The following is a 25,687-nucleotide window of genomic DNA, read 5'->3' as shown; positions in this document are numbered from 1 at the left end:
GGGGTGGGGTTGTTCAAAGCCTCGGCCAGTGTTGCTTGATCCAGTGGCGCAGGCGGGAGGGGAGGCTGGCGCTGGGGATCTCCCCGGGCCAGTCCGAGAGCACGACCCGTCCGAGGGGCGTCAGGCGGACCCGTTCGGTTAGGCCCTGGCCATCGACCTCGCGGCGCAGCACCCCGAGTTGGATCAGCCAGATCAGTAGGTCTTCGCAGTGGTTGACTGAGAGACGTCGGCAGCTGAGAGCAGTCCAGTCGGAGCGAGCCGCGAGCTGCGTGCTGCTGAGTGCCTCCCGTTCGAGTTCCTCATAGAAGCGGCGCCGAAAGGGAAGGCAGCGCACGGCCCGCTTGGCCCGGATCAGCGCCCGTTGCTCCTGCTGGCTAAGGCGGGGCTGCATCAACGGGAGCGCTGGGGTCCATTCATTGTGGTCATCGGCTGGCTCCTACCGCCCGAGACCCTTGCCAGAGTGGGCCGAGCTCAAGGACCGGCCGTGCTGCTGTTGGCCTCTGCCTCCCCCGCCCGCCGGCGCTTGCTGGAGCAGGCGGCGATTCCCCATCGGGTGCAGGTCAGCGGGGTGGATGAGGAGGCCATCAGCCACCCCGATCCGGTGCAGTTGGTGCAGCTCCTGGCCCGGGCGAAGGCGGGGGCGGTGCTGCAGAGCGGGCTCGATCGGGAGGTCTCGGCGGTGCTGGGCTGTGATTCGGTCCTGGCGTTTGACGGGGAGGTCTTTGGCAAACCCGCGGATCCCCAGGAGGCCATCAGCCGCTGGCGGCGGATGCGCGGCGCCTGGGGGGAGCTGCACACCGGCCATGCCCTGCTGGATCCTGCGGGGGGCAAGCGGGTGGCCGCGGTGACCACTCGGGTGCTCTTTGCTGATCTGAGCGACGCCGAGATCGAGGCCTATGTGGCGACGGGTGAACCGCTGCAGTGCGCCGGTGGCTTTGCCCTGGAGGGCCGCGGCGGCTGCCTGGTGGAGCGCCTGGATGGCTGCTTCTCCAACGTCATTGGCCTGAGTCTTCCCTTGCTGCGGCAGTGGTTGAGCGCGGCCTGAAGCCTTGCCGAAATCCACTGTTGCCATTTTTCTTTGGCCGTAGCTATTGCGAAGACAAGGCCCTCCTCACACACCTGGCCATGAAGACCTTCGCGCTTGCAGCAGCCTGCAGCCTCCTGGTTGGTAGCGGATTGACGCTGAACGCCAACGCCATGGAGCCGATCCAGCTCTCAACAGCTCTGCCGACTGCCGACCACGGACTGATGGCCGAGCAGGCCTACATGGAGGATGCCTCGGCCCGCCACAGCGTCGAGGTGGCAGACGATGCGCTGTTGCCCCTGGAGTTCAGGAAGCCCTCAGGACCGCAGGGCTACAACGTGCTGAACCTGAGCTTCTGAGGCCGAACGTGATCCAAGCCTGTCGGAGTGCTCCACAGGCTTCCACCAATCTTTTGCTTTCGAGCAATGGCTTGTCGTTATGGCTTGAAGACGTCTTTGATGCTGCTCGCATGGGCATCGACTGCGTTCAGCGGCTTACCTGCCAGGGCTGCCCAATCGACTTGTGCAGAAGCCAAGACAACTGTCGAGATGTCTCTCTGCATTGCCAAGGTTCTGGAGCAGAAAGATCGTGAACTTGCGGTCGCGATCCAGCAGGTCGCGACCGATGCCTCCAATGCTGTTGGCGGTCAGTTCTCGCGAATCTGGAAAGACAGCCTGAACGATCTCTACAAAACCAGCGCTGATCCCGAAGATCAGCTGGCTGCTTTTCAACAGGCTCGCCGCAATGCCTGTGTTTATTTGAACTCCCTGTCGATTCAGGGAACGGGTTTTGGCATCTTCGTGAGCAACTGTGAGATTCGAATGACCGATGCGTTGATGCAGTCTCTTGGGCAGTGATGGGCTGTCAACACCCATAAAAAAAACCCTCGCCGAAGGGCGAGGGCTGAGGGACGATCGCTGAAAGGAATCAGTCGAGGTCAGGCATGGCCAGGGTGGGCTCGGCCTGACGGTCGATGCCCTTCTCGAAGCCAGCAGCAGCAGCGCGGGCGCGGCCGGCGTGCCAGAGGTGACCCACCAGGAAGAAGAAGGCGAGAACGAACTGAGTCGCAGCCAACCACTGACGGAGGTTCACGAAGTTCACCGAGTTGGGCTCGGTGATGATGCCGCCCACAGAGTTCAGAGACGCGTTGGGGGCGTGGGTCATGTACTCAGCCGCGCGGCGCACTTGCCAGGGCTGAATGTCGTTCTGGAGCTTGTCGAGGCTCAGGCCGTTGGGGCCACGCAGGGGCTCCAGCCAAGGACCACGGAAGTCCCAGAAGCGCATGGTCTCACCACCGAAGATGATCTCGCCGGTGGGGGAGCGCATCAGGTACTTACCCAGACCGGTGGGACCCATGGCGGAGCCGATGTTGGCGCCGAGGCGTTGGTCACGCACCAGGAAGGTGAAGCTCTGGGCCTGGGAGGCTTCGGCGTTGGTCGGGCCGTAGAACTCCGAGGGGTAGGCGGTGTTGTTGAACCAGATGTAGGCCGAGGCGATGAAGCTCATGAAGCTCAGGGCGCCAAGGCTGTAGCTCAGGTAGGCCTCACCGTTCCAGATGAAGGCGCGACGCACCCAGCCGAAGGGCTTGGTGACCACGTGCCAGATGCCACCGAAGATCAGGGTCAGACCCAGCCAGATGTGGCCACCGATGATGTCCTCCATGGAGTTCACACCGATGATCCAGCCCTCACCGCCAAAGGGAGCGCGGAAGAGGTAGCCGAAGATCACACCGGGATCCAGGGTGGGGTTGGTGATCAGGCGAACGTCGCCACCACCAGGGGCCCAGGTGTCGTAGACGCCGCCGAAGAACATGGCCTTGAAGACCAGCAGCAGAGCGCCGACGCCCAGAAGGATCAGGTGATAACCAATGATGTTGGTCATCTGGTTCTTATCCCGCCAGTCCTGGGAGAAGAACGCGGAGTAGTTCTCCAGGATTTCGGGACCACGCAGGGCGTGGTACAGGCCGCCGAGGCCGAGCACGGCGGAGCTGATCAGGTGCAGAACACCAACGACGAAGAAGGGATAGACATCCACAACTTCACCGCCAGGCCCAACGCCGTAGCCAAGGGTGGCGACGTGGGGGAACAGGATCAGGCCCTGCTCGTACATGGGCTTGTCGAAGGTGAAGTGGCTCACCTCGAACAGCATCATGGCGCCGGCCCAGAAGACCATCAGGCCTGCGTGGGCGACGTGGGCGCCGAGAAGGCGACCAGAGAGGTTGATCAGACGGGCATTACCCGACCACCAGGCATAGCCGGTGGAGTCGAGGTCCTTCCCGCCGATCCCGGAGAGAGAAGGATTAGAGAGCGTTACCACGGGGCAGAACCTCTTCAGGGAAGACGAAGTTTTCGTGCGGTTGGTCCGCGGGGGCCATCCAGGCGCGCAGGCCTTCGTTCAGAAGAATGTTCTTCGTGTAGAAGGTCTCGAACTCGGGGTCCTCAGCAGCGCGGATTTCCTGCGACACGAAGTCGTAGGCACGCAGGTTGAGGGCCAGGCCAATGATGCCGATGGAGCTGGTCCAGAGGCCCATGACGGGCACGAACAGCATGAAGAAGTGCAGCCAGCGCTTGTTGGAGAACGCGATCCCGAAGATCTGGCTCCAGAAGCGGTTGGCGGTGACCATCGAATAGGTCTCTTCTTCCTGGGTGGGCTCAAACGCCTTGAAGGTGTTGGCCTGCTCGCTGTCCTCAAACAGCGTGTTCTCCACCGTGGCGCCGTGGATGGCGCACAGCAGAGCGCCGCCGAGGATGCCGGCCACGCCCATCATGTGGAAGGGGTTCAGGGTCCAGTTGTGGAAGCCCTGGAGGAACAGCAGGAAGCGGAAGATCGCTGCCACGCCGAAGCTCGGAGCGAAGAACCAGCTGCTCTGGCCGAGGGGGTACATCAGGAAAACACTGACGAACACCGCAATCGGGCCGGAGAAGGCGATGGCGTTGTACGGACGGATGCCGACCAGACGGGCAATCTCGAACTGACGCAGCATGAAGCCGATCAGGGAGAAGGCGCCGTGCAGGGCCACGAAGGTCCACAGGCCGCCGAGCTGGCACCAGCGCACGAAATCGCCCTGGGCTTCTGGGCCCCAGAGCAGAAGGAGAGAGTGGCCCATGGCATCAGCCGGGCTGCTCACCGCAGCGGTGAGGAAGTTGCAGCCCTCCAGATAGGAGCTGGCAATGCCGTGGGTGTACCAGGAGGTGACAAAGGTGGTGCCGGTCAGCCAGCCACCCAGTGCCAGATAGGCAGTGGGGAACAGGAGCAGACCCGACCACCCGACAAAAACGAAGCGGTCGCGCTTGAGCCAGTCATCGAGGACGTCGAACCATCCCCGCTGCGGCGCGCGCCCTACAGCGATCGTCATGGGTGGGAAAACCGCGAGCTGTGGGTTACCGGGCGATGGTAACAACGTTCATTGGCGCTGCGAGACGGGTTTTGACGGCCTGACACGCCACGTCACCATTGCGTTTTTAAGTACTAATGCCTAGTCCTCCCCAGAGGGGCGCGCGGGGGAGCGAAGATGGCAGGCCCTCGGATCCTGCCCTGCATGGCATCGGCCTCCGCCGCCAAGGCTGCACCCTCCTCTGATCTGCTTGAGCAGGCGGTGGTGGGCTCCCGCCGTCTCTCCAATGTGTTGGTGGCCGCTGTGGTCAGCACGGGGGGACTGGGTTTTCTCCTGACCAGCGCCTCGAGCTACCTGGGCAAGGATCTGCTGCCGATCGGCCACCCGGCTGCCCTCTCCTGGGTTCCCCAGGGACTGGTCATGGGCCTCTACGGCATCGCCGCAGCCCTGCTCTCCACCTATCTCTGGGTCGTGATTGCCATCGATGTGGGCGCCGGCAGTAACAGCTTCAATAAGAAGAGTGGTCAGCTGACGGTCACCCGCCGCGGCTTCCGCGAGTTGATCAGTGTCAGCACTCCCCTCAAGGAGATCCAGGCGGTCAAGGTGGACGTGCGCGACGGCCTCAATCCCCGCCGTCGTCTGGCCCTGCGCGTTCAGGGTCGCCGCGATCTGCCCCTGACCACCGTCGGTGAGCCGATGCCGCTGGCGGAGTTGGAGCGCGGCGGGGCTGAGCTGGCCCGCTTCCTTGGGGTTCCCCTGGAGGGCGTCTGAGCGATGGTGCGCTCCCTTCTTCTGGCCCTCTTGCTGGTCCTTAGTCCCTTTGGACTGGTGGCCTGCGCCGCCCCCTCGCCGACGGCGAGCTACGGCTGCGGAACAGCGGGAGTCCCCTGCCTGCAGGGCAAGGCCCTGGTGGAGCTCAAAACCAGCAAGGGTGTTGTTCAGCTGAGCCTGGACGGGGCGGAGGCTCCCCTGACCGCTGGCAACTTTGTCGATCTGGTCCGCCGCGGCGCCTACAACGGCACCGTCTTCCACCGGGTGGTCAAAGAGCCGATTCCCTTTGTCGTCCAGGGCGGCGACCCCCAGAGCTCCAAGCCCGAAACCCCGGTCTCGGCCCTGGGAACCGGCAGCTTCATCGACCCCTCGAGCGGTCAGCCGCGCTTCATCCCGCTGGAACTGCTGTTTGAGGGTGAATCCGGCCCCCGCTACGGGGAGATTGTGACCAGTCCAACCCAGCAGCAGCGTCTGAAGCTGCCCCATGAGCGGGGCTCCCTGGCGATGGCGCGCTCCAGTGATCCCAACTCAGCCAGCGCGCAGTTCTACATCGCCCTGCGGGCCCTGCCTGAGCTTGATGGTCGCTATGCCGTCTTTGGCCGGGTGACCAAGGGGATGGATGTTGTCGATCAGATCAACCAGGGCGACAAGTTGATCAGCGCCAGCGTCCTAGAGGGCGGAACGCTGGTGCGCGACGCCAATTAGGCGGGAACCCGCTTGTCCAGGCTGGTGACCTTCAGGTAGGCCGTATTCACTCCGGAGGCGCGCTCCAGAGCGATGCGGCCCGTCCGGGCAATCTCCAGGATTCCGTAGCTCTCGAGCACGTTCTCGATGGCCACGAGCTTCCCGGGGTCCCCCACGACTTCGATGACCAGAGCGCTGTCGGCCACGTCGACAACCTTGGCGCGGAACACCTGCACCAGATCGAGGATGGCGGCGCGGTTTTCCGGCGGTGCCGAGACCTTGATCAGCATCAGTTCCCGCTCCACCGAAGGGATCGGGGTGAGGTCGGTGACCGCCAGCACGTTCACCAGCTTGTCCAGCTGTTTGGTGAGCTGCTCGAGGGTTTGGGCGTCACCGTCCACGACCATCGTCAGACGGGAGTGGCCGCGCTTCTCGGCCGGGCCGACGGCCAGGCTTTCGATGTTGAAGCCGCGACGGGCGAACAGACCAGCGATGCGGCTGAGGGCACCGGATTCGTCTTCCACCAGCACCGAGAGGGTGTGCTTCATGCCCAGGGCTGTTCGCGTGGCTGACCTCTCCCCAAGTTACGTGCCAGCCAGGTGGTCACCACCCTGTTGAACAGTTCGGGGTGTTCGTCGTGGGGACAGTGCCCCAGCTCCTGAAGCAGCTGGAGCTGGAGATCGCTCTTGTGGGGCTGCAGTTGCCGGCTGATCTGGGCTGGGACCAGGCGGTCCTGGCTGCCCCAGAGCACCAGCAGTGGTTGCTGCATCCGTTGCAGCAGTGGGGCGGCGGTGGCTTCGCGGGGGCGCAGGGCCATGCCGATGCTCATCGCCCGCAGGGCCTGGGCCGCCTGGGGACGCAGGGCCGGCCGGGCGATCAGCCGCCGCAGTTCGCCGTCCACGGCCCCCTGGTCCTGATAGGCGCTGCGCAGCCCGAGATCCAACAGCGGTGTTCGGGCGATCAGGGGGACCAGCAGCTCCAGCGGCAGGATCCGGCAGAGGACGATCACCAGCCGGCGCTTCCAGGCCCGGCGCCAGCGGGGCCGCCGCCGCCGCAGGGGCATCAGCAGCGTGGGATCGGGCAGCGGGGCCGCCACGACTCCCTGCACCCAGGTGGGAAAAAAGACGGCGCAGGTCACGGCCACCAGGCTCCCCAGGGAGTTGCCCACCAGGACCGCCGGTCCCTGGACGACCTGCTCCAGAAAGCCCTGGAGTTGTCGCGCCCAGAGCCTGTTGTCCAGGGGGCGATGGCGACGGTGCCGCGGCTGACTGGAGTCGCCAAAGCCCACGAGGTCGATGGCATAGACGCACCAGCCGGCCTGTGCGAAGGCGGCGGCGTTGTGGCGCCAGTGGCCACTGGCGGCACCAAAGCCATGGATCAAGACCAGCGCAGGTGCGCTCCGCTCGCCGACGACGCGCCAATGGCAGGCGTGGCCTTGCCAGTGCCAGGTCCCGTGCTCACCCCAGTGCACCCCCGCAGAGGCAGGCTGGAGATTCAATCGCGGTGGCGCAGTCACAGTGGCCGACACGGCTAGCCCAGCTCACTATTGCGAAGGGGCCGCGCAACTGTTGCTGGGGCCGGGCTTTTTTCGGCCGCAATCCCGTTCCTCCCGGGATGCGGGAGTCCTGCTGAGCCGGTGGCTGACCCGGGAGAGGCCCGGGCGGGTGCTCGATGCCATGGCCGGCTGCGGCATTCGCGCCCTGCGTTATGGCCTGGAGGGGCGGGCCCAGGAGGTCTGGGCGAACGATGCCGACGGGGATCGCCTGCCCCTGCTGCAGGAGAACCTCCAGCCCCTGGGGGACCGTCTGCTGGAGATCAGTGCCCGCACGGCCCAGCACCTGCTGGCCGATTGCCTGATGCAGCAGCGGCGTTTCGATCTGCTCGACCTGGACGCCTTTGGCTGTCCCACAGCCCTGGTTCCCTTGGCGCTAGAGGCCCTGGAGTTCGGCGGGGTCCTGTACCTGGCCAGCACCGACGGTCGTTCTCCGACAGGCCATGACCGCTCCGCGGCGATCCGCTCCCTGGGGGCTGCAGCGCGGGCCCATCCCTCCAGCTGGGAGCTGGCCCTCCGCCTTCAGTTGGCGGTGGTGGCCAAGGCCGCCTGGGCCCTCGGCCGGGGCATCCGGCCCCTGTTCTCCTTTAGTGAGGGCCGCACCTTCCGGACGGCCGTTCAGTTGTTGCGCCGCCCCCAGCCCCGGGAGGAGGAGCAGTTGGGGCTCTGGGCCTACTGCCATCGCTGCGCGGAGCAGTCCCAACAAAGCCTGCTGCGGCTGCGCCGATGGCCGCCCTGCGCCTGCGGTGATGACTCGGCCGCTCCCCTGGCAATTTCGGGGCCCCTCTGGCTGGGCCCCCTGCAGGACCCGCTGGTTCTGCAGGAGCTGCTTGAGGAGTCCCGGGCCCTGCCCCAGCAGAGCCTGGCTCCGGCAAGCCGTCGTCTGCTGGAGGGGCTGCGTGCCGACGACGGTTTGCCGGTGTCGTGTTGGCCGCTGGATGTGTTGGCAAAACGTCTGGGGGGCGGCCCGCCCCGCTTGGATGCCTTGATCGACGGCCTGCGCTCGGAGGGCTATGAGGCCAAGCGCTCCGGGGTGATGTCTGCTCAGTTCCGCTGCAATGCGCCCTTCAGACGCGTGGTGGAGTTGGCTTCTGCGCTAAATAGGTAGCCGTTACGGCTTGGGTTCATGGCCTCGGAAATCTTCGGCACCGCAGCGCTGTTCTGGGTTCTGATTCCCCTGGGTCTGGTGGGCGGCGCCCTGCTGCTGAAGCTCCAAGGCGACAACTGATCCCTGATCGCGGGCCGGTTCGGCTCGCCTTTAGGCTCGGGCGTCTTTCGAGTCAGCCCGATGCAGGTCCTGGTGATCGGTGGAACCGGAACCCTGGGTCGCCAGATCGCGCGTCAGGCCCTGGATGCCGGCCATCAGGTCCGCTGCATGGTGCGTTCGCCGCGCAAGGCGGCCTTCCTGCAGGAGTGGGGCTGTGAACTGACCCGCGGCGACCTGCTGGAGCCCGACAGCCTCGATTACGCCCTGGAGGGGCAAGAGGCTGTCATTGATGCCGCGACGGCGCGGGCCACGGATGCGGGCAGCGTCTACGACACCGATTGGACCGGGAAGCTCAATCTCCTGAACGCCTGTGAGCGCGCCGGGGTGAAGCGTTTTGTCTTCCTCTCCCTCCTGGGGGCCGAGAAGCATCGCGATGTCCCGTTGATGGACATCAAGCACTGCACCGAGCAGGCCCTGATCGATTCCGACTTCGACTACACGATCCTGCGCGCTGTGGCCTTCATGCAGGGCCTGATCAGTCAGATCGCGATTCCGGTTCTGGAAAGCCAGACCGTCTGGGTGAGCGGCACGCCGACCCCGATTGCCTACATGAACACCCAGGACCTGGCCCGCTTTGCGGTGGCCGCCCTGGCTCGCCCGGAGACCAGTCGCAAGGCCTTCCCGGTGGTGGGAAATCGGGCCTGGAGCACAGGTGAGATCACCCAGATGTGTGAGAAGTACACCGGCAAGAGTGCCCGCGTGATTCGCGTGCAGCCCTTCCTGCTGCGGTTGATGCAGGGCTTCAGCTCCTTCTTTGAGCCCGCCGTGAACGTGGCGGAACGCCTGGCCTTCGACAAGGTGATGGGCGGTGGCGAGCCCCTCTCGGCTCCGATGGAGGAGAGCTATGCCGCCTTCGGCCTGGACCCCGCGGAGACCACCGAGATGGAGGCCTACCTGAAGGAGTACTACGACACGATCCTCAAGCGCCTGCGCGACATGGAGGCCGATCTGGATAAGGACGCCAAGAAGAAGCTCCCCTTCTGACCCCTGGCGCAGCAAGTGGTGCGCTTGTACTATTGATTCAGTGTTGAGGCAGCTCGGTGGCCATTGCTCAGATCAAGAACCTGCAGCGTCGTCTCGGTTTGCTTGAGCAAGAGGCCGTCGAAGAGGTCAGCCGCGCCTGCGGCAGCGATCTCTGGCAGACCGTCGGTTTTGACGTAGTCGACAGCATGGAGGATGCCGATCGCCGTGCCCGCGCTAACTACTACTACGGGCAGCTCCAGGTGGTGCGTGAGCTGAAGGACGCCCTGGGCTAGGCGGTGAGGGAGCGGATCGGGATACCGCAGGAATAGAGGTGTCCCGGAACCAAGGCGACTAGAGCGAGTTCATGGTCTTGATGGCAGGCCTTGCTCTTGGTCACAAAGGCAGCCGCGTCATTCGCTCCCCAGACAAGCTCGCCTTTGGCCTCTTCCCGGTACTCCTCCCAAAGCTCAGCGAATTCCTCGCCATCGGCTCCGTTGAGCAGGGCCTCAATCGCTGGCTCGGGTCCGATCTCTTCATGCAGCACGAAGAGCTGTTGGATTAAGGGGTGATCCACGGTGCGGGAGATGCGCAGCACCGATCCGATCGTTCCAATCGCCGTCGCGTAGACCCGGGTGGGTGGTTTGCGGGCATCGATCACGGCCACAGGCAGCTCAAGGGACCAGCTCGCCTGCGCTTCTGCCTGGCGGGCGATGTCCGCTAGCTCCTCGCGCACGCTCTCCACCAGAGCCTGGATGCCGCTGTCCTTTGCCATGGCAGCAGTGTGTCGCATGGCCTTCGCTAGAAATGGACCACTTTCGCTGAGCTCCTTTGCGCCGCCTGATCGCTGTCGTCGCATCACCTCTGCTTTGGCTGACACCTGCCTTCGCACAGGAGCACCACCACCACCACCACCACGGCATGCCTGCTGCTGAGGGTGCAGCCATGCCCAGCTCAGCGCATGCCCATGCTCATGATTTAGGTCCAGCTGGCGAGACCTACGACCTGCGCTGGCTCGATGCCATGGTCCAGCACCACACCGGAGCTCTGCGCATGAGCGAGGAACTCTTTGATGTTGGGCAGCCCGGTTTGGGCGCCTTGGCGAATGACATCTGGTACGAGCAGGCGCGTGAGATCAAGGCCATGCGCCAATGGCGTAAGCGCTGGTATCGCGAGGCACCGACGTATCCGGTGGCTTGGCGCGAGGGGGCCAATCCCGACGATGTTGCTCAGTTGCCGCGAATGACAGCAGAGCAAATCCAAGGGATGCAGATGATGGGCAGCAAGCCCACAGAGCAGAACCGAGTTGTTTGGTTCCTCGAGGGAATGCTGATGCACCACGGCGGGGCTCTGCAGATGGCCCATGACGCCCTGAGGAAATCAAAAACAACGGCGATTCAGCGGTTGTCTCAGCGGATCATTTTGAGCCAGAGACACGAGATCAACCGATTGCGGCAGATGCTTCGACATCAAGGCTTGAACAAGCCTGAGTACCGTCAGTTCGACCGGTTGTTCACGCTCAAGCCCCAGGGCTGATGGTTCTCCATCGATGCTTGGCTATCGCCGTCTCCCTGCTGATCGCTCCAGCTGTGGTCTGGGCCCACAACAAAGGGCTGTACGCCACGAAGCAAGCCGCATTGGAGCAGGCGTCCAAGCTGGGTTGCCAAGGTGCGCATCAGAACAACGGGGCTTGGATGCCTTGCCTGGATGAGGCAGATCTGCACCGTGCCCAGAGAAGGCAATGAAGGCGCGAAAGATTCATCGGCTGCTGGTCCCCATTGCGGCCTTCCCTCTGTTACTTACGGCCTTGTCTGGTTCGGTCTATAGCGGATTGCTAGAGCAGGGAATCGATGCGTTCTGGCTGCTCAAGATCCATTCAGGGCGCTTTGGCCCGCTTAATCTCCAGCCCTGTTACTCCGTGGTCCTTGGGTTGCTCACGGTGGTCTTAATTCTGTCGGGTGTTTCTTTGCTGCTGCCCCAGCGGAAAGCCAACCGATGAACGCATGGGTTTCCCCTCCGCTTAGCGCCCCCAGTCATCGAGGATCTCCATCCTGGCGAAGCCCAGGGGTGCAGCAGCAGGGTTGGGGCCCGCTGGCAGGGCCTCGACTGCAAAGAGATAGAGGTCGTTGAGGGAGGGGTTGTTGGGTGGCCGCAGGACCACGGTCAGCGTCGAACCCGCGGGCGGTGGCTCGGGAAACTCCACTCGCATGATCCGTTTTTGTTCATGGAACTTGGCGCGGACCGGAATCGCTGTCCCCTCTTGGCGCGGGCGCCCGAAGAACGCCGTGGTTTGTGTGGGGTCAATCCAGAAGGTCTGATCGCTGCCTGAGGTTTGGGTGATCACCAGTCCACCGAGATCTGCCCCGGCGTTCTGCGCCAGTGAGACGGTGAAAAAATATTCAGGCCCCCCCTGGTCGACGAGCCAGTCGTAGTTGGTGAACTCCACCCTCCAGGGGGGCTGGGTGAAATAGCTCTGACCGTTGAGTTCAAGGGATCGGCCAGGCGTCGTAGCTCCCAGGCTCAATGCCCCGAGCAGGAACCAGCGCAGGACCCGTGCCATCCGTTGCTTAGGCCGCGAGATCCTTTTGCTGTTGCAGGCGCAGGCGGTGGGCCACCAGCTTTTCCTGTTGCCGCAGTGCTTCGAGTTGCTCGCTGGAGACCCGAGGGTTGTGCACCTGCCAGTCCCGGTCGGCGGCCGCCTGGTCTGCAGTTGAAGAACCGTGCTGTTCCATGTCTCACCGCTTGCGCCTGGTCCACTCCAGCACTAACAGGCCAGTCCTTGGGCGGGTCTTCATGTTTGCGTAAGGCCCGGTATTTCTGCTCTGGACACCACTCTTTCCCTCGTCGTAGGAAAAGAACCACAGCCAGAGGAGGGGACGATGGCTGATCAACGGCACCCAGAATCCGGAAGCTGCGAACGCCGGACCTGCCTGAAGTGGCAGCCCAGCGGCGAGCTCTCACAGCATGACTTCGCCAGCCTGATGGACCTGTTGCTCGTGGCCGATCAGGAACTCCACGCGGACGATCACTGCGACCTCAAGAGCGCCTGAGGGGGCTGTCAGCTCAGGACCGCAGCCCGTTCTTGCTCTTGAGCGCGGGCTAGGTCTTCGCTGAGGACCAGCAGGGCCATGCCCATGAGGGCGAGGGCAGTACCGCAATCCTGATGGCTGCTGCGCTCGATCAGCCGGGCCGTTTGCAGATGTTGGGCCCAGCTCAGCTGCATCGGATTGCATCTGCAAGACCATCACTCTCAACTGCGCGGACGAGGCGGTGTGGCTTTGCTTACAACCTGAAACACTGACAATCGCGCTGACTCGTAGCTGCTGTTACGTCTTGCTTGGTTCAGCCCGATACGTTTCCATCAGTCATCGACTGAAGGCGCAATGTCCAACGCGATCGAACTCACGGTTGGTCAGCAGTTTGAGATTGAGCGTTTCAATCGCGCTCTGGATGCCACAACGGATCCGGACCAATTGCGCGATCTAGCCAAGCAATTGATGCAGGCTTGGCAGACCCAAAAGGCAGCCACCAAGTGGGCAATCGAGCACCAGCAGGGCCTCTCCTGCTAGGAGAGCCAATCCAGGGGTAGGGAGAAGGTGAGGACCCCGTGGGTATTGCTGGTTGGTCCTGGAGTGATCGCAACGCAGGCCAGTTCGCGGTCTTTCCAGGCCTCCCGTGATTTGGCCACAAAAGCTGCAGAATCGCCGACGGACCAAACCGCATGGCCCTTTTCTTCGCGCTCTTCGCGATAACGCTCATAGACCTCGGTGAAGGCCTCCGCCTCGGAACTATCGAGGAATTCCGTTAGGGCTCGCTCTGGGTCACTCTCCCTGGCTCGCTTGAGAAAGGACTGCAATAAGGGGTGATCGAGGGCACTACTGGCCACCAGCACTGAATTGATCGTGCCGACGTGGGTGGTGACCACCTGCGGAGCGCTGTTTCGGGCATCGATCACAGCGCAGATTGTGGAGAGGGACCATTCCCGTTCCGCCTTGACCAAATTGGCTGGCGCGCGCAGCAGTTGGCGCACATCGCCCACGAGGTTTTTGACGAACTGCTCGGAATCCCCCATCGCCCGATCTCCCCCTTTGGCAGACCGTAGCGATTGCGGAGCCTGGATGAAGCGATTAGGACTACCGGGCGCGGCCTCGATTCAGGCGAATGCTGGTTTTAAAAATCACCAACGCCTCCAAGGTCGTTGCGGCCAAAACCAACCGCTTGTTTGAGGCGCTGACCCCCGACCGCCTGGACCAGAAATTGGTGGAGGAGCAGGTGATGAAGGGCCTGATCGAGCAGCTCAGGGCCGAGGGCATTGAGGCCGAGGTCGCCCTCGTGGATGGACTGGATTTCGGTACCAAAGGGGTCTTGGTGACTGAGCGCCTACGCACCAAGCACCGGGAACGCATCTAGCGCCGTTGGCGCCACTGCCAGAAGGTGCGGATCAGCTTGCGGTGGGGTGGGGTGACATCCACCATCGGCCGTGGGGCCGCTTGGCGGTACAGGTTCTCGAAAAACGGCTCCAGCGGAGTCCCCTGGAAGGGATTGCGTTGTTGCGCGGCGACCGTCTGCTCGGCCTCCTTGCGCAGGCGCCGGAGGGTCGGGATCAGCATCAGGCTGACCACCAGCGCCATCAGCAGCAGATAGGGCAACAGGCTGGCCAGCCAGATCGTGGCCACCACGGCGGCGCAACCCTGCAGCAGGACCGTGATCCAGCGGGGGCGTTGGCGGCCAGGTAGCTGTTTCACCAAATCAGTCCGTGAGCACTGCGTGGAAGTTGCAGACCTTGCTCAGGCTGTCCTGGGCGCAAAAATCAATGCTGTTTTTGGAGCGCTGCAGCCGCAGCTGAGAGGAGAGAACGGCAGTGCTGACCAGCAGGACCCAGAAGCTGAGCACCGTTGCTGTTCGAAGCAGATCCCCAGCGCTCCTCAATGCTTAGCTGCTCCCGGCATGGCCTTTGTGCGCCAGCACAACGGCAACTTCACGGATCAACTCTCGCACTCCATAGAGAGCCAGAGCGCTCACAATGCCTGCAACCAGTAGGGGCACGGCGTAGTCCATGGGGAAGCGCGCGCGTTTCCCCTGTCTTATCTCCGGAATTTGGCTTTGGCGACGCCACCCTTTCCCCAGCCTCCAGCGCGGCCCGACTTTCCGCCCCCCGCGCGGCCGCCCCGGCCTGATTGCAGCAGGGATTGAAGCCGTCGATCTTCGTCGTCATTGACCGATCGCCACTGGCCCGGCGCCAGTCCGTCCAGGCTGAGAGGTGGGCCTCCATCCATCAGGTCCATCGCCACCCGCAGCAGCCGCAGGGTGGGCAGTCCGACGGCCGCGGTCATCCGCCGCACCTGCCGGTTACGCCCCTCCCGCAGCTCCAGCTGCAGCCAGCTGGTGGGGATGCTCTGGCGCACGCGAATGGGTGGATCACGCTCGGGCCAACCCGGGTCCTGCAGGGCCTGCGCTTGGGCGGGCAGGGTGCGTTGGCCCTGAATCACCAGCCCTGAGCGCAGTGCGTTGAGGGCATCCTCGCTGGGAATGCCCTCGACTTGGCTCCAGTAGCGGCGCCAGTGGCCCCAGGAGGGATCGGTCAACCTCTGCTGCAGTCTTCCGTTGCTGGTCAGCAGCAACAGGCCTTCGCTATCGGCATCCAGCCGCCCCGCTGCATAGACACCGGGAACCTCGATGTAATCGGCCAGGCAACCCCAGCGACTGCCCTCTTCGGGGGTGAACTGACTGAGAACGCCGTAGGGCTTGTGGAACAGGAGGGTGGTCAGGGTTCAGGAGGCCTGGCGAGCCTTCCAGAGATTCACAACCCCGATCGAGATCATCAGCAGACCCAGATCCATCGAAACGGGGGGGAGAACCATGCCGGCTGCCAAAACAATCGTGAGACGCGACCCTAGCGACAACTAAGCTGTGGAGAGCACTTGGGTTGGCCACTAGCAGCAGCGCATGATTGAGACCTCCGGCGTCATCGAGAAGGAACAGGGCAACGGGTTCTACCTGGTCACCCTCGAGCAGCCCGCTGGCCACCAATGCCTCTGCCGCGCCGCCGGCAAGCTGACCAAGTTCCGCATCAAATTGCTGGCGGGCGACAAGGTGCTGGTGGAGATCAGCCCCTACGACCTGAGCCGCGGTCGCATCACCTACCGCGAGCGCAACGCCAACGCCGGCCCCCGTCCAGGTGGAAACCGTCCTGGCGGTCCCCGTCGCCGTTGATCACTCTTCAACCCCTGGCCAGAGCGGCCAGGGGTTTTTTGTGGCCCGTACCGCCTAGAGCAGGCTTTCGATCGCCGCCTTGAACTCGCTGCGCTGCTTGACCCCGCGGAACTGTTGCTTGAGTTCCTTGTTCAGGAAGACCTGAACGGTGGGTGTGCCGCTGACACCGGCCTGCTGCGCAATCTCCTGTTCGGCCTCGATGTCGATTTCGATGCCCTGGGCCTGTCCTCCCAGTTCGTCGAGCACGCGCTTGAGCTGCGGTTTGAGCACGTGGCAGGGGCCGCAGGTGGGTGAGGTGTAGACGACCACCAGCGGTTTGGTGCTGTCGTGATACAGCTTCCTCAAGGCAAAACTTCCCTTCTGCCACAGGGCATCGCTGCTGAAGTTGGCCTCATCGCTGACGGCCGTGCGCTTGGTTTCGCCCACCTCGGCTGGATCGACGGGCTCATGGCTGACGGTGACCGCCAGGTCCTTCTCCGTTAGCCAGCGTTCGGCGGCGAGGGCGGCCTGGCAGCCGCTACCGGCGGCCGTGATCCCCTGGCGCCACTCCGCATCGGCCACGTCTCCGGCGGCATAGACCCCCTCAAGGCTGGTCTCGGGGCGCCCCGGCTGGGTGATCAGGTAGCCCTTGCCATCGGTGCTGAGCTGCTCCCGCACCAGGCGGGTGTTGGGGGTGTGGCCGATGGCATAGAACATGCCCCGCACGGGGAGCTCTTCGCTCTGGCCGGTCGCGGGATCCTTGAGCTGGATCGCCTCGAGCCACTCGCCACCGCTGCAGTCCGCCACCTGACGGTTCCAGTGCACCTGCACCTTGGGGTTGGCCAGCACCCGGTCTGCCATGGCCTTGCTGGCGCGGAGCTTGTCGCTGCGCACGATCAGGTGGACACGGCTGGCGTATTTGGTCAGGTAGACCGCTTCTTCGCAGGCGGAGTCGCCTCCGCCGACGACCGCCAGCTCCACATCCCGGAACTGCGGGGTCGCACCATCACAGATGGCGCAGGCGCTGATGCCGGCGTTCCAAAAGCGCTGCTCGCTGGGGAGGCCCAGGCGATTGGCGCTGGCACCCGTGGCCAGGATCACAGCGTGGGCCTGGATGGTCTGCCCGTCCGCCTGGATCCGGAAGGGGCGCTGTGAGAGGTCGATGGCCTCGGCGTCGGCCTCGATTAAGCGGGTGCCCCAGCGGACGGCCTGGGCCTTGACCCTGTCCATCAGCTCGGGGCCGAGGATTCCATCGGGGAAGCCGGGGAAGTTCTCGACGTGGGTGGTGGTCATCAGCTGACCGCCAGGGATTCCGCCGTCCTGAAAACCCGTGATCACCACAGGGCTGAGGTTGGCCCGGGCGGCGTAGATCGCTGCGGTGTAGCCGGCGGGGCCGGAGCCCACGATGACGAGGTTTTCAACCGATCCGGGCGCGCCAGCGGCCATGGCCTAAAGCGGAATGACTTCGCTTTAGTTTAGGGATCTCCCTGGCGGCGATTGGGGAGGGGTGGGACGGTTGTCCGTATCCCCTTCGCCAGAGCAAATAAACGGGAAGGCCTAAAGATTCTCTTTAGATTTCAAGTAAGCCGTCGGATTCGTTGCTGGTTTCGTTCTCTGAGCCCTTCTCGAAGCTGGGCACCATCAAGACCTGGTCCAGGATCAGTTCGGGCTGGTCGTCGGCGCAGAGGATCCATTCCCGGAACTCCTCTGTCAGGGCGTAGCTGTCTTCATAAAGCTCGCGATCATCCAGGTAAGCGATGCGAGTGACGGCCCAGTTGCTTGCGACCGAGATGCGCCGTTGGGTTGAACCGTGCATGGTTCTCCGTGCGGTTGAGACCAGGTTGGCGGCTGGCGTGCCGCTTTCCGGGCTTGATTCGCACAAATTCGCATTCAGTGCTGAATATTCGATGTAGTCATTGCTGCATTAAAAAGTCAGGAAGGCGTGGTCCTCGCACCCGAATCACCCCTCCGGCACCATCCTCGACGGCCTGCAGCGGCAAACTGGCGCCTCGGTTTTGTCCACTTGCTTCTTCCGGAGCGTCGCTGCTTTTCGGCCTCAGGACGTAGGGCTCGCTCAGGGACCAGGTCCGGGCGTACTGCATCAGCAGCGGATCGGCTGGGGCAAAGACGTAGGAGGGGTGCCGCGGCACGCTCTCGGCGCTGGCCCGCTCTCCATTCATGCGAACGGCTCGGGTGATGGCCTGCACGAAGCGAGTGCGGGTGACGACGGTGGTGAGGTAGGCCACCACCCGCAGCCTCGGTGCATCGAAGCCCTCGGCGCACATGTCGATGCTCACCAGCCAGTCGGAATCGCCCGCCTTGAAGCGCTCCATGCGTTCTGCGGCTTCGGGGTCTTGGGAGTGCACCAGTTGAACCCGGTCCCCTTCCTCCTCCAGCAGTCCGCAAATCCGGCGGGCATGGGCAATGTCACGGGCCACCACCAGGCCGCCCGCCTCTGGGTGCTCGCGCCGAACGGATTCCAGCCGTTTGCGGGCATTGAGCAGCAGCCGCAGGGCGATGCTGCTGCTGTCCCCCAGGCGAATGGCGCGCCGCAGGTTCCGCGCCCGCCAGCTCTCGCGCTCTTCCTGGGAGAGGGGCGAGCGCTCGGTGTCTGACAGTTCCCCCTGCCGGCCGTGATCCACCCAGCCGTCCTGGAAGCGGAATTCCAGGGGGCGCACGTCACCGGCCTGGATCAATTCCCTGGGCTCGACACTGAGGTCAGGAGCGATCTGCTCGACCCACTCCTGGCCGTCATGGACCTGGATCCGCCGGGCGGCACAGAAGCCGAGGTTGTCGGCTCGAAACGGCGTGCCGGTGAGCCCCAGGCGCAACTGGGCGCTTTGGCTGAGCCGGCTAAAGGCATGGCCCCAGGCCGTGGCCTCCGGTTCCTCCGGGTCGACCCCGAGGTGGTGCACCTCATCGGCGATGGCCAGCCAGGGACCCCAGCCCCACTGCTTGAGCTGCTGCTCCAGGGACTCCAGGTTGCGGCCCGCCGCCTGATAGGTGAGCAATAGGCCCTGGCTGTCCGCCAGGTCGCTGCCGCAGAGCCCCGGTTGCCAGTCCTGGATCTTCAGATTGAGCCGCTCGGCAGAGGCAATCCACTGGGCGGCGATGGAGCTGCGGTGGCAGAAGACCAGAAAGCGCTCCAGCCGGCCTTCTCGAAGCAACCGTTCAAAGCTCAGCAGGGCCCCCAGGGTTTTGCCGGCCCCGGGCCCGGCGTTGATCAGAACATCGCTGCCCCGGTTGGTTTCCAGCCGGCGCCGCAGCAGTTGGATCAGCTGGGTCTGCCACTGCCGCGGTTGCAGGTTGCTGAGCGGCCGCTGCTCAACAGCCTTGGCGGCAGCCGGAGCGCGCCGGGGAACGCGCAGGTCGAAGGACAGCGATGGCATGCCGCCATTGTGTGGCGATTCGGCCAAAAAAGTTGGGCACTTCTACCTATTCGCATTGGCGCTGGAGGCACTAACTTCCGGCCATCACCCGCTCCCGGGCTTTGCCCCTGTTGCCCATGGATGAGCGTTTTCTGTTTGCACTCACCCCAGACGAGCTTCGGCAGCGCTTTGAGGAGGCGCTGTCTCTGGAATGCGATCTGGACCCAATGATCCTGCGGGCGCGCCAGTTGCGCCGACAGGGCTCCAGTCCCCAGGCCCGCTGCTTAGAACAGGAGCTTCTGCCCCTGTTCTGAGTCCATGCGAGTCGCGGTCACCGGCGCTTCCGGCAAAACCGGCTGGAGAGTGGTCGCCGAGGCCCTGGCCCGCGGTTTCGAGGTTCGGGCGATCGTCCGACCTGGCTCAGTCCTCCCACCTGGGTTGGAGGGAGCCGAGGTGCATCGCCTCCAGCTGAACGACAGCGCGGCCCTGCAACAGGCCCTGCTCGGCTGCGATGCCCTGGTCATCGCCACCGGGGCTCGACCCAGCATTGATTTGTTGGGCCCCCTGAAAGTCGATGCCCTTGGCGTGCGCCAGCAGCTGGAGGCTTGCCGCTCCGTTGGCCTCAAGCGCCTGGTGCTGGTGAGTTCCCTCTGTGCGGGCCGTTGGCTGCACCCGCTGAACCTCTTTGGGCTGATCCTGGTCTGGAAACGCCTCGGCGAGCAGTGGCTCGAACAAAGCGGGCTAGAGGTCACGATCGTTCGCCCCGGCGGCCTCAAGGAAGCCGAGGAGGACATCGCCGCACAGGAGCTGCGCTTCTCCGGTGCTGATCAACAGGAGGACGGCAGCCTTCCGCGCCGCCTGGTGGCACGGGTTTGCCTGGATGCCTTGGAGGTCCCAGCCAGCGCGGGACGCATCATTGAGATCACCAGTACTGTTCCGGACGTTCCGGCCCCTGAACCCCCTGCGCTTGCCAGCTGGTTGGCTTGAGAACGCTTACGGCCGTATGCGAATCTGCCTCCACCCAGGGTCGAGACATTGATTCGTGTTTTAGTGCCAAGGGAGTGCCGTCCTGGTGAAACCAGGGTCGCGGCCACTCCCGAAACCGTGCGCCGTTTGGCGGCACGCGGCTGCACCTTTGTCGTCGAGCGGGGCGCTGGTCAGGCCAGCGGTTACGACGACGCGGCCTATGAAGAGGCCGGTGCTGCGCTGACGGACCCCAGTGCTGAGCAGTGGTCCCAAGCGGACGTCGTTCTGACGGTCCAGGGTTCGGATCTGGCCCAGAAGCATTCCCCGAAAGCCGGAGCCCTGCTTCTGGGTTTGCTGGAGCCCCACGGCAACGACGCCCTCAAGCAGCGTTTCCAGTCCGCTCAGGTGAGCGCACTCGCCCTTGAGCTGCTGCCTCGGATCAGCCGGGCCCAGAGCATGGACGTGCTCTCCTCCCAGGCCAACATCGCTGGTTACAAGGCCGTTCTGCTTGCTTCGGCGGCCCTGGATCGCTACGTACCGATGCTGATGACGGCCGCGGGCACGATTCAGCCGGCCCGAGCCCTGATCTTGGGCGCCGGCGTGGCGGGCCTTCAGGCCCTGGCGACCGCCCGTCGCCTGGGCTCCGTGGCCTACGTCAGCGACGTTCGCCCCGCCGCCAAGGAGCAGGTGGAGTCCCTCGGTGGCCGCTTTATTGATCCCCCTGAGTTGGATCAGAAGCCTGGCGAAGCCGGTGGTTACGCCAAGCAGGCCACAGAAGCCTTCCTCGCTGAGCAGCGCCGTCAACTCACCGAACAGTTGGCCCTGGCCGACATGGTCATCTGCACGGCCCAGGTGCCGGGCAAGAAGGCGCCCCGTCTGATCGATGACGCGATGCTGCAGCACATGCGTCCCGGCAGCGTCGTGGTTGACCTGGCGGTCGCCCAAGGCGGCAACTGCGAAGGCACCGTGCCCGGCCAGACCGTCATCCGCCACGGCGTTCAGCTGATCGGCGGCGATGGCCTGCCCTGCAGCGTCGCCAACCACGCCAGTGCCCTCTATGCACGCAACATCGCTGCGCTGCTTGAGCTGTTGCTCAACACCACCGCCGAGGGTGCCTCCTCGGTGAATCTCGATCTGGACGACGAGATCGTCTCGGGCTGCCTGTTCAGCCACAACGCCCCTGAATCTGCCGGAGGTGCTGCATGAGCAGCCTGAATGAAGCCCTTTGGGTGCTGCTGCTCGGCAGCCTCCTGGGTCTGGAACTGATTGGCAAGGTGCCCCCCACCCTGCACACCCCCCTGATGAGCGGCGCGAACGCCATCAGTGGCATCACCGTGCTGGCCTCCCTGACCCTGATCGCTCAGGCCCAGGGCAACCCCGGGATGTTGATCCTCGGCGCGGTCTCCCTGGGCTTTGCCCTCTTCAACGTGATCGGGGGCTTCCTCGTGACCGACCGCATGCTCGCCATGTTCAGCCGCAAGAAGTCAGGAGCACGCCGATGAGTGGCCTCGCGCTGTTTGGTTATCTGATTGACCTGCTGGCGGTCCTGCTGCTGGCCCTGGGCCTCAAGGGCCTCTCCAAGGTTCGCTCCGCCCGCTCCGCCAACGGCCTGGCTGCCCTGGCCATGGGCCTTGCCGTGGTGGGTCTGTTGATTCAGTTGGCGCCCTCGCCGGTGGCTTGGGTCTGGATTGCAGTTGGTACCGCCGCTGGCGGCCTGCTGGGTCTGATCACGGCTCGCCGGGTGCCGATGACCTCCATGCCGGAGACCGTCGCCCTCTTCAACGGTTGCGGTGGCATGGCCTCCCTGCTGGTGGCCATTGCGGTGGCCCTCTACAACTCCGCTGAGTCGGACATGGTGGCCCTGGTGTCCATCGTGATCTCGGTCTTCGTCGGTGCGATCACCTTCAGCGGCTCCATCGTGGCGATGGGCAAGCTGCAGGGCTGGATCGACACCCCTGGTTGGACCCAGAGCCAGGTGCGCCATGGCGTGAACATCGCCATCGCCGTTGCCGCTCTGGTGGGTGCCTTTGCCCTCCCCGGCGATCCCGCTGGCTCGTCCCTGTGGCTGCTGGTGGTGGCCTCGAGCCTGCTCGGCATTGGCGTGACCCTGCCCATCGGCGGTGCCGACATGCCGGTGGTCATTTCGTTGCTGAACTCCTATTCCGGCGTGGCGGCTGCCGCCGCTGGCTTCGTGGTGGGCAGTCAGCTGCTGATCGTGGCGGGCGCCATGGTCGGTGCCGCTGGCCTGATCCTCACCCAGGTGATGTGCGACGGCATGAACCGCTCCCTGGTGAGCGTTCTCTTCGGTGGTGCCCTGGGCGGCGCTGCTCCGGTTGGTGGTGGCGGCGAAGAAGCCGGCTACACCCGGATCGTCAGCTGCAGCCCCGAGGAGTGCGCCATGGCCCTCGAGAGCGCTGAGCGCGTGGTCTTCGTCCCCGGTTACGGCCTCGCCGTGGCCCAGGCCCAGCACGCCCTGCGCGAGCTGGCCAAGATGCTCGAAGCCAATGGCTCCGAGGTCAGCTACGCCATCCACCCGGTGGCCGGCCGCATGCCGGGTCACATGAACGTGCTGCTGGCGGAAGCCGATGTGCCCTACGAGCAGCTGCTCGAGATGGACACCATCAACCCCGAGTTCCCCCGCACCGATGTGGTCATCGTGCTGGGTGCGAACGACGTGGTGAACCCCGACGCCAAGAACGATCCCAACAGCCCCCTCTACGGCATGCCCGTGCTTGAGGTGGACGGGGCCCGTCAGGTGTTTGTGGTCAAGCGCAGCATGGGCGCCGGTTATGCCGGCATCAAGAACGCCCTGTTTGAGCTGCCTCAAACCGCCATGGTCTTCGGTGATGCCAAGGCTGTGCTGCAGGGCCTCTGCGCTGAACTGCGCAGCCAGGGCGTCGGTAAGGGCGCTTGATTCGCTCCTCGCCAATGAGCAGCATTGGGGGCCCTCGGGGCCCCTTTTCCATGGACGGTGAGCCTCCCTTTGAGCCTCGCTTCCCCTGGCTGAACGGCGATCTGCAGACCCTGCGGGACACCTTCCGCTCGGATGCCCTTCCCCCCGATCAGGGGCAGCCCTTGCCCTTTGATGTGGGCAATGGCGATCAGCTCCTCGCTAAGTGGGATGCCCCCCTCTCAGGGCCGGAGCCCCTTGGCCTTGTGCTGTTGATGCATGGCCTGGGGGGATCAAGCCAGCGCGGCGGACTGCGGCGGATGGGTGACACCCTCCAGCGCGCCGGCTTTGCCGTGCTCCGGCTGAACATGCGCGGCGCAGGCGATGGCCGTGCCCTGGCCCGCGGCACCTATGCGGCCAACAGCAATCGCGATCTGCTGCCGGTCCTGCGCCAGGCCCGCAGCTTGGCCGCAGGCCTCCCCCTGCTTGGGATGGGGATTTCCCTGGGCGGGACCAAGCTGCTCAATGCCCTGACCTCCAGCTCACTGGAGCGCCGGACAGCCGGTCTCGATCCCCAGGTGCCACTGCTGGATGGGCTGGTCACCATCAGCACTCCGGTCGATCTCGAGAGCTGCTCCCGCCAGATCGAGTTGCCCCGCAACCGCCTCTATCAGCATTGGCTCTTGAAGCGGCTGGTGGCCCAGACCCTGGCCGATCCGTTTGGGGTGACGGACGCCGAGCGTCAGGCCCTGGAGGGGCCCCTCGAGAGCATCCGAGCTTTTGATGCGGCGATCACGGCTCCCCGTTGGAGCTATCGCTCGGTGGATGACTACTACCGCCAGGCCAGTCCCCTCTGGCGTCTGCAGGAGCCCCGCATCCGGCGACAGCTGCCCCCCTGCCTGCTCATTCACGCCGAGGATGATCCCTGGGTACCCGTGGAGCCCACAAGAAGCCTGGAAGCCTTCCAGGATGAGCGCTTACAGCTGCTCGTGACCGCCAAGGGCGGCCATAACGGCTTCCATGGCCGCGGCGGTTGCTGGACCGATCAGCTCACCGCCCGCTGGTTTCAGGCCTTGCTCGCCTGAAAGGGCATCCGTTTGACAATCCACTCCTCGATGGGCGCGCCGCCGATGACGTGCTCCTTCAGGATTCGCTCAACGCGCTCAGCGGTGACCCCGCCGTAGACGATTCCCTCGGGCCAGATCAAGAGCACCGGACCCTCGGCGCAGATGCGGAGGCAATCGGCCTTGCTGCGCAACACGATTCCTTCAGGGCGTGCTGGATCCTCCAGTCCCCACTCCCGCACCAGGCGCTTGAGGGCACTCCAGCTCTCAGGGCCAACCGTTGGATCGGGGCTGCAGAGCGCCTTCGCTGGGGTGGCGCAGAGCAGCAGGTGGTGCTGGATCAACGGCTGGCTCAAACAGAGACGGCTGCAGCTTCACGCACCGCCTGACGGGACCAGCTGTCGACCGCCAGCACGTCGTCCAGGGAGGGATGGGCCATGAGGTCGGCCTTGTGGCGATCGCAAACCCTGTCGATCAGCTTCGGGATGTCGAGGAAGTGGATCTTCTCCTCGAGGAAGAGCGCCACGGCCTGCTCGTTGGCGGCATTCATCACCGCGGGCATCGTTCCCCCGGCCCGGCCGGCGGCATAGGCCAGTTCCATGCAGGGGTACTTGGCGGGGTCGGGCTTGCGGAAGGTCAGTTGCCCCACCTCGGTCAGATCCAGGCGGCGCCAGGGGGTCTCCAGGCGCTCCGGCCAGCTCAGGCAGTAGAGGATCGGCAGCTTCATGTCGGGCCAACCCAGCTGGCCCAGCACGGAGGAATCCGCCAGCTCCACCATCGAGTGGATGATCGACTGCGGGTGGATCACGATCTCGATGTGGTCGTAGTCCAGACCGAAGAGGTAGTGGGCCTCGATCACCTCCAGACCCTTGTTCATCAAGGAGGCGGAGTCGACGGTGATCTTGCGACCCATGCTCCAGTTGGGGTGGCTGGTGGCATCGGCCACGGTGGCCTTGTGCAGATCCGCCGCATCCCAGTCACGGAAGGCACCGCCGCTGGCGGTCAGTTGAATCCGCCGTAGACCCGGCGTCGGCATACCGGTGGAGAGCCGGGCGGTGTCAGCCCAGGGGGTGCCCTGCAGGCACTGGAAGATGGCGGAGTGCTCGGAATCGGCCGGCAGTAGGCGCGAGCCGCTCTTGGCGAGCTCCGGCAGCACCACTGGACCAGCGGCGATCAGTGTCTCCTTGTTGGCCAGGGCCAGGTCCTTACCGGCGCGGATCGCCGCCAGGGTGGGCAGCAGGCCGGCGCAGCCCACGATTCCGGTGACCACCAGGTCGGCGCTGGACCAGGCCGCGGCGGTGCAGAGCCCGTCCGTGCCGCCCACCAGCTCCGGCAACTTGGCGGGGCGCTCACTGGCGGAGAGGGCCTGGAGCCGCTCCTGCAGGGCCGGGAGTTTGGCTTCATCCGCCAGGGCCACCACCTCAGGGGCGTGCTTCTGGATCTGGCGGATCAGCAGATCGAGGTTGTTCCCGGCCGTCAGGGCGACGACGCGGAAGCGATCGGGGAACTCCTCGACGATCTCGAGGGTTTGCGTACCGATTGAGCCTGTGGAGCCGAGCACGGAGAGGGCTTTCACGGCGGAGCTCCAGGGATCAGCGGCCAGTTTCCCATTTCC

General features: G+C 64.6%; 40 protein-coding genes. 22 read left to right on the top strand and 18 right to left on the bottom strand.

The window, feature by feature from the left end:
• Positions 1-13: 13 nt before the first annotated feature.
• Positions 14-391: an Npun_F0494 family protein gene (locus ACXIQ9_RS03845; protein ID WP_459015709.1), complete on the bottom strand. Its 378-nt coding sequence runs from the start codon at positions 389-391 to the stop codon at positions 14-16.
• A 93-nt stretch (positions 392-484) separates the two neighbouring features.
• Between ACXIQ9_RS03845 and ACXIQ9_RS03840 the strand changes: the two genes are divergently transcribed.
• The 3 genes from ACXIQ9_RS03840 to ACXIQ9_RS03830 all read left to right on the top strand — a co-directional run bounded on the left by ACXIQ9_RS03840 (position 485) and on the right by ACXIQ9_RS03830 (position 1,881).
• Entirely contained in the window at positions 485-1,045 is a 561-nt protein-coding gene (locus tag ACXIQ9_RS03840) for a Maf family protein (protein ID WP_459015707.1), read from the top strand.
• A 131-nt stretch (positions 1,046-1,176) separates the two neighbouring features.
• Positions 1,177-1,383 (top strand): hypothetical protein, encoded by a 207-nt coding sequence (locus ACXIQ9_RS03835; protein WP_459015705.1) that lies wholly within the window; start codon positions 1,177-1,179, stop codon positions 1,381-1,383.
• Between the two features lie 99 nt (positions 1,384-1,482).
• A complete protein-coding gene (locus ACXIQ9_RS03830) occupies positions 1,483-1,881 on the top strand; it encodes a lysozyme inhibitor LprI family protein (RefSeq protein WP_459015703.1) in 399 nt (132 codons plus the stop codon).
• 70 nt (positions 1,882-1,951) lie between these two features.
• Here ACXIQ9_RS03830 and psbC read toward each other — a convergent pair whose 3' ends face one another.
• Positions 1,952-3,340 carry a photosystem II reaction center protein CP43 gene (psbC, locus tag ACXIQ9_RS03825; RefSeq protein ID WP_029626170.1) on the bottom strand — a complete coding sequence of 463 codons (1,389 nt, stop codon included), beginning with the start codon at positions 3,338-3,340 and terminating at the stop codon, positions 1,952-1,954.
• Positions 3,324-4,379 carry a photosystem II D2 protein (photosystem q(a) protein) gene (psbD, locus tag ACXIQ9_RS03820; protein WP_185186856.1) on the bottom strand — a complete coding sequence of 352 codons (1,056 nt, stop codon included), beginning with the start codon at positions 4,377-4,379 and terminating at the stop codon, positions 3,324-3,326. Before psbD ends, psbC begins: the two co-directional genes overlap by 17 nt.
• 183 nt (positions 4,380-4,562) lie before the next feature.
• On the opposite strand from psbD, the gene ACXIQ9_RS03815 reads away from it, so the two are divergent.
• Both ACXIQ9_RS03815 and ACXIQ9_RS03810 read left to right on the top strand, forming a co-directional pair.
• The gene (locus ACXIQ9_RS03815; RefSeq protein WP_459015700.1) at positions 4,563-5,129 is read left to right on the top strand and encodes a photosystem I assembly protein Ycf4; all 567 of its coding nucleotides are present in this window, start codon (positions 4,563-4,565) and stop codon (positions 5,127-5,129) included.
• A 3-nt stretch (positions 5,130-5,132) separates the two neighbouring features.
• Positions 5,133-5,834 carry a peptidylprolyl isomerase gene (locus ACXIQ9_RS03810; protein WP_247477331.1) on the top strand — a complete coding sequence of 234 codons (702 nt, stop codon included), beginning with the start codon at positions 5,133-5,135 and terminating at the stop codon, positions 5,832-5,834.
• Here ACXIQ9_RS03810 and ilvN read toward each other — a convergent pair.
• Both ilvN and ACXIQ9_RS03800 read right to left on the bottom strand, forming a co-directional pair.
• Positions 5,831-6,361, bottom strand: coding sequence for an acetolactate synthase small subunit (ilvN, locus tag ACXIQ9_RS03805; protein WP_010315670.1), 531 nt, complete (start codon positions 6,359-6,361; stop codon positions 5,831-5,833). The two genes, ACXIQ9_RS03810 and ilvN, sit on opposite strands and share 4 nt — an antisense overlap.
• Positions 6,358-7,311 carry an alpha/beta fold hydrolase gene (locus ACXIQ9_RS03800; protein ID WP_459015697.1) on the bottom strand — a complete coding sequence of 318 codons (954 nt, stop codon included), beginning with the start codon at positions 7,309-7,311 and terminating at the stop codon, positions 6,358-6,360. Before ACXIQ9_RS03800 ends, ilvN begins: the two co-directional genes overlap by 4 nt.
• Before the next feature lie 19 nt (positions 7,312-7,330).
• Here ACXIQ9_RS03800 and ACXIQ9_RS03795 point away from each other — a divergent pair, with 19 nt between their 5' ends.
• The 4 genes from ACXIQ9_RS03795 to ACXIQ9_RS03780 are packed head-to-tail and all read left to right on the top strand — an operon-like array spanning position 7,331 to position 9,888.
• Positions 7,331-8,473 (top strand): N2,N2-dimethylguanosine tRNA methyltransferase, encoded by a 1,143-nt coding sequence (locus tag ACXIQ9_RS03795; RefSeq protein WP_459015695.1) that lies wholly within the window; start codon positions 7,331-7,333, stop codon positions 8,471-8,473.
• An 18-nt stretch (positions 8,474-8,491) separates the two neighbouring features.
• On the top strand, positions 8,492-8,593 hold the full coding sequence (gene petM / locus ACXIQ9_RS03790) for a cytochrome b6-f complex subunit PetM (protein ID WP_010315676.1): 102 nt from the start codon (positions 8,492-8,494) through the stop codon (positions 8,591-8,593).
• Positions 8,594-8,653: 60 nt separating this feature from the next.
• Positions 8,654-9,616: an NAD(P)H-binding protein gene (locus tag ACXIQ9_RS03785; protein ID WP_010315679.1), complete on the top strand. Its 963-nt coding sequence runs from the start codon at positions 8,654-8,656 to the stop codon at positions 9,614-9,616.
• A gap of 56 nt (positions 9,617-9,672) precedes the next feature.
• Positions 9,673-9,888, top strand: a complete 216-nt coding sequence (locus tag ACXIQ9_RS03780) for a hypothetical protein (RefSeq protein ID WP_010315681.1) — start codon at positions 9,673-9,675, stop codon at positions 9,886-9,888.
• Here ACXIQ9_RS03780 and ACXIQ9_RS03775 read toward each other — a convergent pair.
• The gene (locus ACXIQ9_RS03775; RefSeq protein WP_459015692.1) at positions 9,885-10,367 is read right to left on the bottom strand and encodes a hypothetical protein; all 483 of its coding nucleotides are present in this window, start codon (positions 10,365-10,367) and stop codon (positions 9,885-9,887) included. The genes ACXIQ9_RS03780 and ACXIQ9_RS03775 overlap by 4 nt on opposite strands.
• A 170-nt stretch (positions 10,368-10,537) precedes the next feature.
• On the opposite strand from ACXIQ9_RS03775, the gene ACXIQ9_RS03770 reads away from it, so the two are divergent.
• From ACXIQ9_RS03770 to ACXIQ9_RS03760, 3 genes are read left to right on the top strand one after another with little or no spacing between them, the layout of a single operon-like run.
• Positions 10,538-11,128, top strand: coding sequence for a DUF305 domain-containing protein (locus ACXIQ9_RS03770; protein WP_459015690.1), 591 nt, complete (start codon positions 10,538-10,540; stop codon positions 11,126-11,128).
• Positions 11,128-11,337, top strand: a complete 210-nt coding sequence (locus ACXIQ9_RS03765) for a DUF3721 domain-containing protein (RefSeq protein WP_424174167.1) — start codon at positions 11,128-11,130, stop codon at positions 11,335-11,337. The genes ACXIQ9_RS03770 and ACXIQ9_RS03765 overlap by 1 nt, the downstream gene beginning before the upstream one ends.
• The gene (locus ACXIQ9_RS03760) at positions 11,334-11,591 is read left to right on the top strand and encodes a hypothetical protein (RefSeq protein WP_459015688.1); all 258 of its coding nucleotides are present in this window, start codon (positions 11,334-11,336) and stop codon (positions 11,589-11,591) included. The genes ACXIQ9_RS03765 and ACXIQ9_RS03760 overlap by 4 nt, the downstream gene beginning before the upstream one ends.
• A 21-nt stretch (positions 11,592-11,612) precedes the next feature.
• Here the strand turns inward: ACXIQ9_RS03760 and ACXIQ9_RS03755 are convergent, their stop codons facing one another.
• Both ACXIQ9_RS03755 and ACXIQ9_RS03750 read right to left on the bottom strand, forming a co-directional pair.
• Complete coding sequence (locus tag ACXIQ9_RS03755; protein WP_459015686.1) at positions 11,613-12,152, bottom strand: DUF2808 domain-containing protein; 540 nt, start codon at positions 12,150-12,152, stop codon at positions 11,613-11,615.
• A 7-nt stretch (positions 12,153-12,159) separates the two neighbouring features.
• Entirely contained in the window at positions 12,160-12,324 is a 165-nt protein-coding gene (locus ACXIQ9_RS03750; protein ID WP_424174171.1) for a hypothetical protein, read from the bottom strand.
• A gap of 147 nt (positions 12,325-12,471) precedes the next feature.
• On the opposite strand from ACXIQ9_RS03750, the gene ACXIQ9_RS03745 reads away from it, so the two are divergent.
• A complete protein-coding gene (locus tag ACXIQ9_RS03745) occupies positions 12,472-12,642 on the top strand; it encodes a hypothetical protein (RefSeq protein WP_459015684.1) in 171 nt (56 codons plus the stop codon).
• Between the two features lie 8 nt (positions 12,643-12,650).
• Here ACXIQ9_RS03745 and ACXIQ9_RS03740 read toward each other — a convergent pair whose 3' ends face one another.
• On the bottom strand, positions 12,651-12,815 hold the full coding sequence (locus ACXIQ9_RS03740; protein WP_010315691.1) for a hypothetical protein: 165 nt from the start codon (positions 12,813-12,815) through the stop codon (positions 12,651-12,653).
• Between the two features lie 160 nt (positions 12,816-12,975).
• Between ACXIQ9_RS03740 and ACXIQ9_RS03735 the strand changes: the two genes are divergently transcribed.
• Entirely contained in the window at positions 12,976-13,161 is a 186-nt protein-coding gene (locus ACXIQ9_RS03735) for a hypothetical protein (RefSeq protein WP_010315693.1), read from the top strand.
• Here the strand turns inward: ACXIQ9_RS03735 and ACXIQ9_RS03730 are convergent.
• Positions 13,158-13,664 (bottom strand): hypothetical protein, encoded by a 507-nt coding sequence (locus ACXIQ9_RS03730; RefSeq protein ID WP_010315695.1) that lies wholly within the window; start codon positions 13,662-13,664, stop codon positions 13,158-13,160. The two genes, ACXIQ9_RS03735 and ACXIQ9_RS03730, sit on opposite strands and share 4 nt — an antisense overlap.
• Before the next feature lie 89 nt (positions 13,665-13,753).
• On the opposite strand from ACXIQ9_RS03730, the gene ACXIQ9_RS03725 reads away from it, so the two are divergent.
• Complete coding sequence (locus ACXIQ9_RS03725; RefSeq protein ID WP_010315697.1) at positions 13,754-14,002, top strand: hypothetical protein; 249 nt, start codon at positions 13,754-13,756, stop codon at positions 14,000-14,002.
• Here the strand turns inward: ACXIQ9_RS03725 and ACXIQ9_RS03720 are convergent.
• From ACXIQ9_RS03720 to ACXIQ9_RS03710, 3 genes are all read right to left on the bottom strand, one after another.
• Positions 13,999-14,337 carry a hypothetical protein gene (locus ACXIQ9_RS03720; RefSeq protein ID WP_010315700.1) on the bottom strand — a complete coding sequence of 113 codons (339 nt, stop codon included), beginning with the start codon at positions 14,335-14,337 and terminating at the stop codon, positions 13,999-14,001. The two genes, ACXIQ9_RS03725 and ACXIQ9_RS03720, sit on opposite strands and share 4 nt — an antisense overlap.
• 4 nt (positions 14,338-14,341) lie before the next feature.
• Positions 14,342-14,485 (bottom strand): hypothetical protein, encoded by a 144-nt coding sequence (locus ACXIQ9_RS03715; RefSeq protein ID WP_010315702.1) that lies wholly within the window; start codon positions 14,483-14,485, stop codon positions 14,342-14,344.
• A gap of 191 nt (positions 14,486-14,676) precedes the next feature.
• A complete protein-coding gene (locus ACXIQ9_RS03710; protein WP_296415687.1) occupies positions 14,677-15,360 on the bottom strand; it encodes a pseudouridine synthase in 684 nt (227 codons plus the stop codon).
• A gap of 178 nt (positions 15,361-15,538) precedes the next feature.
• Here ACXIQ9_RS03710 and infA point away from each other — a divergent pair, with 178 nt between their 5' ends.
• A complete protein-coding gene (infA, locus tag ACXIQ9_RS03705) occupies positions 15,539-15,805 on the top strand; it encodes a translation initiation factor IF-1 (RefSeq protein WP_010310444.1) in 267 nt (88 codons plus the stop codon).
• A 54-nt stretch (positions 15,806-15,859) separates the two neighbouring features.
• Here the strand turns inward: infA and trxB are convergent, their stop codons facing one another.
• From trxB to ACXIQ9_RS03690, 3 genes are all read right to left on the bottom strand, one after another.
• Positions 15,860-17,230: a thioredoxin-disulfide reductase gene (gene trxB, locus ACXIQ9_RS03700; protein ID WP_247477342.1), complete on the bottom strand. Its 1,371-nt coding sequence runs from the start codon at positions 17,228-17,230 to the stop codon at positions 15,860-15,862.
• Between the two features lie 124 nt (positions 17,231-17,354).
• Entirely contained in the window at positions 17,355-17,600 is a 246-nt protein-coding gene (locus tag ACXIQ9_RS03695; protein ID WP_010315719.1) for a hypothetical protein, read from the bottom strand.
• 97 nt (positions 17,601-17,697) lie between these two features.
• A complete protein-coding gene (locus tag ACXIQ9_RS03690) occupies positions 17,698-19,173 on the bottom strand; it encodes a DEAD/DEAH box helicase (protein WP_010315721.1) in 1,476 nt (491 codons plus the stop codon).
• A gap of 116 nt (positions 19,174-19,289) precedes the next feature.
• Here ACXIQ9_RS03690 and ACXIQ9_RS03685 point away from each other — a divergent pair, with 116 nt between their 5' ends.
• The 6 genes from ACXIQ9_RS03685 (at position 19,290) to ACXIQ9_RS03660 (ending at position 24,093) form a co-directional block, all read left to right on the top strand.
• Positions 19,290-19,466, top strand: coding sequence for a hypothetical protein (locus ACXIQ9_RS03685; RefSeq protein WP_198001912.1), 177 nt, complete (start codon positions 19,290-19,292; stop codon positions 19,464-19,466).
• 4 nt (positions 19,467-19,470) lie between these two features.
• Complete coding sequence (locus ACXIQ9_RS03680) at positions 19,471-20,139, top strand: SDR family oxidoreductase (protein WP_459015678.1); 669 nt, start codon at positions 19,471-19,473, stop codon at positions 20,137-20,139.
• A 63-nt stretch (positions 20,140-20,202) separates the two neighbouring features.
• Positions 20,203-21,324 carry an NAD(P) transhydrogenase subunit alpha gene (locus ACXIQ9_RS03675; RefSeq protein WP_247477348.1) on the top strand — a complete coding sequence of 374 codons (1,122 nt, stop codon included), beginning with the start codon at positions 20,203-20,205 and terminating at the stop codon, positions 21,322-21,324.
• Entirely contained in the window at positions 21,321-21,620 is a 300-nt protein-coding gene (locus tag ACXIQ9_RS03670; RefSeq protein WP_010315729.1) for an NAD(P) transhydrogenase subunit alpha part 2, read from the top strand. Before ACXIQ9_RS03675 ends, ACXIQ9_RS03670 begins: the two co-directional genes overlap by 4 nt.
• Complete coding sequence (locus tag ACXIQ9_RS03665) at positions 21,617-23,032, top strand: NAD(P)(+) transhydrogenase (Re/Si-specific) subunit beta (RefSeq protein WP_010315731.1); 1,416 nt, start codon at positions 21,617-21,619, stop codon at positions 23,030-23,032. The genes ACXIQ9_RS03670 and ACXIQ9_RS03665 overlap by 4 nt, the downstream gene beginning before the upstream one ends.
• 50 nt (positions 23,033-23,082) lie before the next feature.
• Entirely contained in the window at positions 23,083-24,093 is a 1,011-nt protein-coding gene (locus ACXIQ9_RS03660) for a YheT family hydrolase (protein ID WP_459015675.1), read from the top strand.
• Here ACXIQ9_RS03660 and ACXIQ9_RS03655 read toward each other — a convergent pair.
• Positions 24,075-24,428: a (2Fe-2S) ferredoxin domain-containing protein gene (locus ACXIQ9_RS03655; protein WP_459015673.1), complete on the bottom strand. Its 354-nt coding sequence runs from the start codon at positions 24,426-24,428 to the stop codon at positions 24,075-24,077. The two genes, ACXIQ9_RS03660 and ACXIQ9_RS03655, sit on opposite strands and share 19 nt — an antisense overlap.
• Positions 24,425-25,648: a 1-deoxy-D-xylulose-5-phosphate reductoisomerase gene (locus ACXIQ9_RS03650; protein WP_459015671.1), complete on the bottom strand. Its 1,224-nt coding sequence runs from the start codon at positions 25,646-25,648 to the stop codon at positions 24,425-24,427. Before ACXIQ9_RS03650 ends, ACXIQ9_RS03655 begins: the two co-directional genes overlap by 4 nt.
• Between the last annotated feature and the right edge of the window lie 39 nt (positions 25,649-25,687).

Source organism: Synechococcus sp. LTW-G (assembly GCF_054459035.1).
The sequence above is the reverse complement of the archived record's forward strand: the minus strand, read 5'-3'. Positions and strand labels throughout refer to the sequence as shown.